Origin of the sequence: Sphingomonas sp. 28-62-11 (assembly GCF_002278865.1) — a bacterium.
Classification (GTDB): Bacteria; Pseudomonadota; Alphaproteobacteria; order Sphingomonadales; family Sphingomonadaceae; genus Sphingomonas.
Genome location: NZ_NCGB01000015.1, coordinates 58,535 through 65,706 on the forward strand (window position 1 = coordinate 58,535; position 7,172 = coordinate 65,706).

5 protein-coding genes are annotated in these 7,172 nt (G+C 61.0%); 3 read left to right on the plus strand and 2 right to left on the minus strand.

Annotated features, from left to right (window positions below):
- Window positions 1-40 precede the first annotated feature (40 nt).
- On the minus strand, window positions 41-1,354 hold the full coding sequence (locus B7Y49_RS06740) for an amidohydrolase family protein (RefSeq protein ID WP_374126809.1): 1,314 nt from the start codon (window positions 1,352-1,354) through the stop codon (window positions 41-43).
- Window positions 1,355-1,397: 43 nt separating this feature from the next.
- Entirely contained in the window at window positions 1,398-1,937 is a 540-nt protein-coding gene (gene phaR / locus B7Y49_RS06745) for a polyhydroxyalkanoate synthesis repressor PhaR (protein WP_374126810.1), read from the minus strand.
- On the opposite strand from phaR, the gene B7Y49_RS06750 reads away from it, so the two are divergent.
- From B7Y49_RS06750 to B7Y49_RS06760, 3 genes are all read left to right on the plus strand, one after another.
- The gene (locus B7Y49_RS06750) at window positions 1,936-3,024 is read left to right on the plus strand and encodes an alpha/beta hydrolase (protein ID WP_374126811.1); all 1,089 of its coding nucleotides are present in this window, start codon (window positions 1,936-1,938) and stop codon (window positions 3,022-3,024) included. The two genes, phaR and B7Y49_RS06750, sit on opposite strands and share 2 nt — an antisense overlap.
- Window positions 3,025-3,070: 46 nt before the next feature.
- A complete protein-coding gene (locus B7Y49_RS06755) occupies window positions 3,071-4,243 on the plus strand; it encodes an acetyl-CoA C-acetyltransferase (RefSeq protein WP_374126812.1) in 1,173 nt (390 codons plus the stop codon).
- Between the two features lie 243 nt (window positions 4,244-4,486).
- The coding region (locus B7Y49_RS06760) for a TonB-dependent receptor domain-containing protein (protein WP_374126813.1) at window positions 4,487-7,172 on the plus strand (2,686 nt) is incomplete at its 3' end.

Here is a 7,172-nt window from a genome sequence, read left to right on the forward strand (position 1 = left end):
CTGCTTCCCCCGGCCAGCTAACTGGCCGGGGGGGTTCACCCTATTTTTTGTAAACCACGCCTGCCCGCATCACGAAGCTGACCTGCTTCAAAACCCGCACATCGGCCAGCGGATCGCCAGCCACCGCGATCAGATCAGCACTTTTGCCGGGTTCGATGCTGCCCACATCACCCGCCACGCCCAGCAGATCGGCGGCGTTGGTGGTCGCCGCCATGATCGCCTGTGACGGCGTCATCCCGTGCTTGACCATCAGCTCGAATTCATCGGCGTTTCGCCCATGTTTCGACACACCCGCATCGGTGCCGAACGCGATCTTCACGCCTGCCGGGACCGCTTTTTCGAGGGCCTTGCCGGTGATGCTGATCCGCCAGTCAATCTTCGCGCGCACTTCGGGGGAATAGGCGTTGGGGTTCGCGGCGATCCGTTCGAGATAGCCGTTCACTGTTGACAGGGTTGAAACGTAGTAGGCCCCGGTTTTCTTGAAAAGCGCGATCGCCGCATCGTCCATCAACGTGCCGTGTTCGATCGAATCCGCCCCCGCGCGCAGTGCGACCATGATCCCGTCGGCACCGTGCGCGTGCACGGCGACCTTCTTGCCATAAAGATGCGCAGTCTCGACAATCGCACGGGCTTCGTCATCGAACATCTGCTTGCCAAGTCCGGCCCCAATCCGGCTGTTGACGCCGCCCGTCGTGGCAATCTTGATCACGTCCGCTCCGCGCCCGATCTGAAGCCGCACTGCCTTGCGGCATTCATCGGGACCGTCACACAGATTGTCGTGCGGGATCGCGTCGATAAAGTCGTCACCAACCCCCAGACGAGCGTCCATATGCCCCGACGTTGTCGAGATCGGCCGCCCTGCATCGATGATGCGGGGCCCGCTCACCCAGCCGCGGGCGATGGCCTCCCGCAGCGCAAGCGTCGCGCCCTCATCGCCCAGGTTGCGGACAGTGGTGAACCCGGCCTGCAGCGTCTTTTGTGCATTCCAATAGGTTTCATATGCGGCCAGCTGGCGGTTCTCGGTAAACCCGGCGAGCAGACCCTCCTGCCCCGCGCGATCCGAACTGAGATGAACGTGCGAATCGATAAGCCCGGGCAGGACGTAACGGTCCTTCAGGTCGATCAGGGTCGCGCCTGCGGGCACCGCCGCAAGCCCATCCATCACCGCCACCACTTTGCCGCCGCGCAGCACGATTGTGCTGGGTCCGCGCATCGGTTTGCCGGGCTGGTCGAGCACATGCCCCGCATGGACATAAATCGTCGCACTGCCGGCAGTGTCGGCGGTTTGCGCTGCACCAGGAGCTGCCGCCCCAAGCATCGTTGTGGCGATCAGCGTGGCGATGATGCGCTTCATTAGTTGACGTCCCCGGACCAAAGCCGCCGGGGCATCCGGCGGATCAGCCGAGTTTTTCCACCTTGGCCTGCAGTTCTGCAAGCTGCGATTTCAGCGCGGCGATCTCGTCATCTTTCCGCGCTGCGACATCGGGCGCGCCGCCGGGCTTGAACGCCGCTGTGGCCGCTTCGAACATCTGGATATTGCGCTTGGCGATCTCGGCAAAGGGCGAATGGGCGAAGGCACCTTCGACTGCCGATTTGAACTGCGCCTGATTGCGACGAAAGCCTTCCATGGATGCTTCCAGATATCCAGGCACCATCGCCTGCATCGAATCCCCGTACATCGAGATCAGCTGGCGCAGGAAGTTGACCGGCAGCATCGTCTCGCCGCGCGATTCCTCTTCCATGATGATTTGGGTGAGGACGTTATGGGTGATATCTTCATCAGTCTTGGCGTCGACAACCTTGAAGTCGCGACCCTCGCGCGTCATCGCAGCAAGATGCTCGAGCGTGATGTAGGACGATGTCTCGGTGTTATAGAGGCGCCGGTTGGCGTATTTCTTGATGATGACGACGCCGTCATCCGAAACGGTCTTTTTCATGGGAGATCCCCCGAGGGTGCATGACAGTGCTGTAACACCGTTTCATACCGCGCCGCAACACGGGCCTAGGCCGCTGCCGTTGTTCCTGGAAATGCTGCGCACACAAACTGCACAATCGCCGGAAAGACTTCGCGTCGCGCTGGCAGGGCTCGCCGCCTATCAGGCCGCCGATCGTGGGCCGCGCCGCAGGCTGGGTGGCGTAAAACACCGGCGCGGTCGGGTGCGGCTACGCGCCTATGGCGGCAGCGGCACGCCGGTCATGGTGGTGCCATCGCTGATCAACCCGCCGTTCATCCTCGATCTTGCTCGACAACAGTCCATGCTGCGCTGGCTAGCGGCAAAGGGCCACCGCGTCTTCCTGGTCGACTGGGGAACGCCGGATGCGAGCGTGCGGGACATGGACGTCGCTGATCACGTATCGCGCTTGCTCCTGCCCCTGATTGCCCGACTGCCCGAACCACCACTGCTGATGGGTTATTGTCTGGGGGGGACGATGGCGGCGGCGGCGGCTTGCCTGACGCCGGTGGCCGGGCTCGCGATGGTCGCCGCGCCATGGCGCTTTGGCGGCTTTGATGTGGCGGCCCGCGCCCGTATCGCCGACCTTTGGAAAACAGCACAGCCTGCCTGCGCGGCAATGGGGCTGGTGCCCATGGAAGTGCTGCAAGCCGGCTTCTGGCAACTCGATCCAAAGCGAACGATCGCGAAGTACGAAGCCTTTGCGGTAATGGAGCCAGGCAGTCCGGAAGCGCGCAGTTTTGTGGCGCTGGAGGATTGGGCCAATGCGGGTGCGCCGCTGACCTATGCTGCCGGTGCGCAGATTTTCGAGGGGATGTTTGCAGATGACGTTACCGGCACAAACCGCTGGACGATTACCGGCCGTCCGATCGACCTTGATGAGCTTACCTGCCCCACCGTTGATTTCGTATCATTGCACGATCGAATCGTACCTGCCGCCAGCGCCGCGGGGTTTGCCGATCGACGCGAGCTTGCTGCGGGGCATGTCGGCATGATTGTCGGTCGCGGCGCGCGAACGCAGCTCTGGGAACCGCTCGACCACTGGATAAGCCAGACGCTGAAGGCTAGATAGCCGCCACCATTTCTAATGCCCCCTCATCGTTCTGCAGGAGCCCGCCATGACCGACATCGTCATCACCGCCGCCAAGCGCACGCCAGTAGGCAGCTTCATGGGCGCATTCGGTTCGACCCCGGCGCACGAGCTCGGCCGCGTCGCGATCGAAGCGGCGCTGGCACAGGCAGGCATCACTGGCGCCGACGTTTCTGAGGTGATCCTGGGCCAGGTGCTTACAGCGGCACAGGGCCAGAATCCCGCTCGCCAGGCTTCGATGGCGGCGGGCATTCCCAAGGAAGTGCCCGCCTGGAGCGTTAACCAGGTCTGCGGATCGGGTTTGCGCGCCGTAGCGCTGGCGGCACAGGCGATTGCGGCGGGCGATGCAACCATCGTCGTCGCAGGCGGGCAGGAATCGATGTCGCTTGCCCCGCATGCACAATTTCTGCGCGGCGGGCAGAAAATGGGTGATCTCCAGCTGATCGACACGATGATCAAGGACGGATTGATCGATGTGTTCAACGGCTACCACATGGGCATTACCGCCGAGAATCTGGCGGAACGCTATCAGATCACCCGCGAAGAGCAGGACGCCTTTTCGGTCGCTTCGCAGAACAAGGCCGAGGCGGCACGTGCCGCCGGTCGGTTCAAGGACGAGATTGCTGCCGTCACCATAAAGGGCCGCAAGGGCGACACGATCGTCGCTGACGACGAATATATTCGCAGCGGCGTGACCATCGATAGCGTGTCGGGCGTGAAGCCGGCCTTCAAGAAAGACGGCACTGTTACCGCCGCTAATGCCAGTGGCCTGAACGATGGCGCTGCCGCCCTGGTGGTCATGAGCCGGGACGAGGCCGAGCGCCGCGGATCGCCAATCCTCGCCCGGATTGCCAGCTGGGCATCTGCTGGCGTCGACCCCGCCGTGATGGGCATCGGCCCCGTGCCCGCATCGCGCCGCGCGCTCGAAAAGGCAGGCTGGACGATCGCCGATCTCGACCTGATCGAATCCAACGAAGCCTTTGCCGCCCAGTCGCTTTCCGTGAACAAGGAACTGGGTTGGGACCCCGCGCGGATCAACGTCAACGGCGGCGCCATCGCGATTGGCCACCCGATCGGGGCGTCCGGCGCGCGCGTTTTGACGACGCTGTTGTACGAGATGGGTCGCCGCGATGCGCGCAAAGGACTGGCGACCCTATGTATCGGCGGCGGCATGGGAATTGCGCTGTGCGTCGAACGGTGATCCATTGAACATTTCCCGCTGACGTAATTTTATTACGCACTGGTCAGACCGGATGCCAGATTGGTTGGTCGGGCGCGACCGACGTGTTTCATCCGCACAATGCGTGGCAATCTTGCAACATGCGGTTTGGAAACTTAACGTAAATGTCAGCAAATGTTCATATTCGCCTTGCATCCGCAGGGCCTAGCCGGTTGTATGCTGAATCTCAGGGCACTACCGCTCAAGACAAAATGGGGCACATCCATGAAGATGAAGCAGCTTTTGGGCGCAACCGCGCTCGTTGGCATTCTCGCCGGTTTCCCGGCCGTCGCCGCGGCGCAGACTGCGCCGGCACCAGCCGCACCACAGGAAGAAACGGCACCTGCCGATCCTAAGGACGCGATTGTCGTCACTGGCTCGCGCATTGCACGCGAAGCGCTTGATTCGCCTTCGCCGATCACGTCGATCACGTCGGCCGATCTGCTCAGCAACGGCATCCTGAACGTCGGCGATGCGCTGAACGAACTGCCGCAGCTGCGTTCGACCTTCAGCCAGGCGAACTCGACCCGGTTTATCGGTACGTCGGGCCTCAGCGTCCTCGATCTTCGTGGTCTGGGTACGGCTCGCACGCTGGTTCTGGTCAACGGTCGTCGTCACGTGACATCGTCGCCAGGTGATTATCTGGTCGATACCAACACGATCCCACCCGAACTGCTCGAGCGCGTCGATATCGTGACCGGTGGTAACTCGGCCGTTTACGGTTCGGACGCCGTTGCCGGTGTCGTCAACTTCGTGCTGAAGAAGAACTTCGAGGGCTTCCGCGTGTCCGGCCAGGCTGGCGCGACGGAATATGGAGATCGCGGTTCGTATTTTGGTGCCGTTACCTATGGTAAGAACTTCGCTGGTGGCCGCGGCAACATTGCTGTGTCGGGCGAATATTCGCGCTTAAATCCGCTGTTTTTCACTGAACGCGATCCCCAGACAGGTGCGTTCAGTGGTCGTTCGCAGTTCAATCTGGCCCAGAATACGGTCGGCGAGCCTGCGGCTGGTGACGGCATTCCTGACAACCAGTTTTTCACCAACGTTCGCAACGGTAATATCTTCGACGGTGGTGGGCTAAACGCGGTCTGCGGCGACGCAGATATTGCTAACGCCCTTCGCTGTCGTCAGAGCGGAGCGGGGGCAAGCAGTGCCACACCATCTCAGCGCTTTACGGTTTCGCGTGGACAGCGTTACGCTTTCAACTCGGCGGGTCAGCTAGTTCTCAGCAACCCCTCGATCGACTTTCGCGATATTACTGGCGGTGCAAGCCCAAACACCGTTGGAGGCCTCGGCTCGACGCTGCGGCAAACTGGCCAGCTTAACCCACTTAACGAACGTTATTCGGGTAACGTCATTGCGCACTACGATTTCTCCGATCTGGTATCGGTGTTTTTCGAAGGCAAGTATGTTCGTTATAACGTGAACCAAGAGGGCCAGCCGAGCTTCTCGCTTGGCGTCGGCGGTGCGGGGCAGAACCTGAGCTGTAGCAACGGCTTCCTGCGTCCTGACACGCTTGCACAGCTACAAGCTATCGGCCACTGCGCAACGCCAGCTGCGACCTTTGGCATCAACCGCTTCAACATCGATTTCGGCGGTCGTGGCGAATTGCAGACGCGCGAACTCTATCGCTTCGTCGGTGGCTTCCAGGGCACATTCGAGAATAACTGGAAGTATGAACTGGCGTTCAACTATGGCCGCTACAGCGCGAACCTTCGATCACTAAATAATCTGGTTCTCGCTGACCAGAACGGTAACGACGACGGGTACCTTCTCGCCGTCAACGCCGTGAATGCTCCTGCCACCTTTACGGGCACCAATTTTGCATTGGGGCCAACGGGCAACCGCGTCATCTGCGCCGTAAACGTGGTTAATAACGTGCGTCCAGACTGCGTGCCGATCAACCTGTTCGGTTCGGGTGCGCCGTCGCAAGCGGCATTGAACTTCGTGAACACTACGGCGACTCGCAACGAGCGTGCGGCAGAGTTCGACGTGACGTTCAACTTGACCGGTGACCTTGGCCAGCTGTTCACGCTGCCTGGTGGGCCAGTGAAGTTTAACATCGGTGCTGAATATCGCCGCGAAACAGCATCGTCGGCTTTTGACGCATTGACAGCGTCGGGCGGTACCTTCCTCAACGCCATTCAACCATTCAACCCGCCGGCACTGACGGTGACGGAAGGTTACGGCGAAGTTGAGATTCCGCTGTTGAAGGACGTTCCCTTCGCTGAAGAGCTGACGCTTACCGGTGCAGGCCGTTATTCGAGCTACAACACTCGTACCGGTGGCGTGTATTCCTATAACGCTGGTGCTGTTTACTCGCCGATCAACGGGCTTCGCATCCGCGGCAGCTACGCTGTTTCGGTTCGCGCACCAACGCAGAGCGATCTGTTCTCACCAGCATCGCAGAACTTCGCGTTCGTGGCGGATCCTTGCGATGTTCTGAACATCAACAACGGTACGCCAAACCGCATTCCGAACTGCCAGGCGGCTGGTGTTCCCGCCGGTTTTGCGAACATTCCGTTTCGTCAGCAGTCGCAGGGCTTCTTCGCGGGTGGCAACCCGGCTCTCGTCGCTGAAAACTCGGAAAGCTACACGGTTGGGTTCGTCGTTGAACCAGCTGCCATTCGTGGTCTTGCCCTGACAATCGATTACTACGACATCAAAGTTCGTAACTTGATTGCAACGCTTGGTCTCCAGGCAATTTTGACTCAGTGCTTCGACCAAGCTCCGGGCAATCCGTTCTGTAACTCGCTCAGCCCGCGCGATCCGGCCACACAGATGGGGCCGCTTGCCATCGGACGTCAGCGTGACCGGGTGGAGGAGTACGTCGGCATCGCCCGTGCCGAAGGTGCCCGGCTGGTGACGGGCGGCGGACGGCCGAAGCACCTCGATCGCGGGTTCTATTTCG

Excerpts from the sequence above, each read along its gene's own strand:
- B7Y49_RS06740 (WP_374126809.1), bottom strand. The coding sequence starts at position 1,354 with ATGAAGCGCATCATCGCCACGCTGATCGCCACAACGATGCTTGGGGCG.
- B7Y49_RS06750 (WP_374126811.1), top strand. The coding sequence starts at position 1,936 with ATGGGAGATCCCCCGAGGGTGCATGACAGTGCTGTAACACCGTTTCAT.
- phaR (WP_374126810.1), bottom strand. The coding sequence starts at position 1,937 with ATGAAAAAGACCGTTTCGGATGACGGCGTCGTCATCATCAAGAAATAC.
- B7Y49_RS06755 (WP_374126812.1), top strand. The coding sequence starts at position 3,071 with ATGACCGACATCGTCATCACCGCCGCCAAGCGCACGCCAGTAGGCAGC.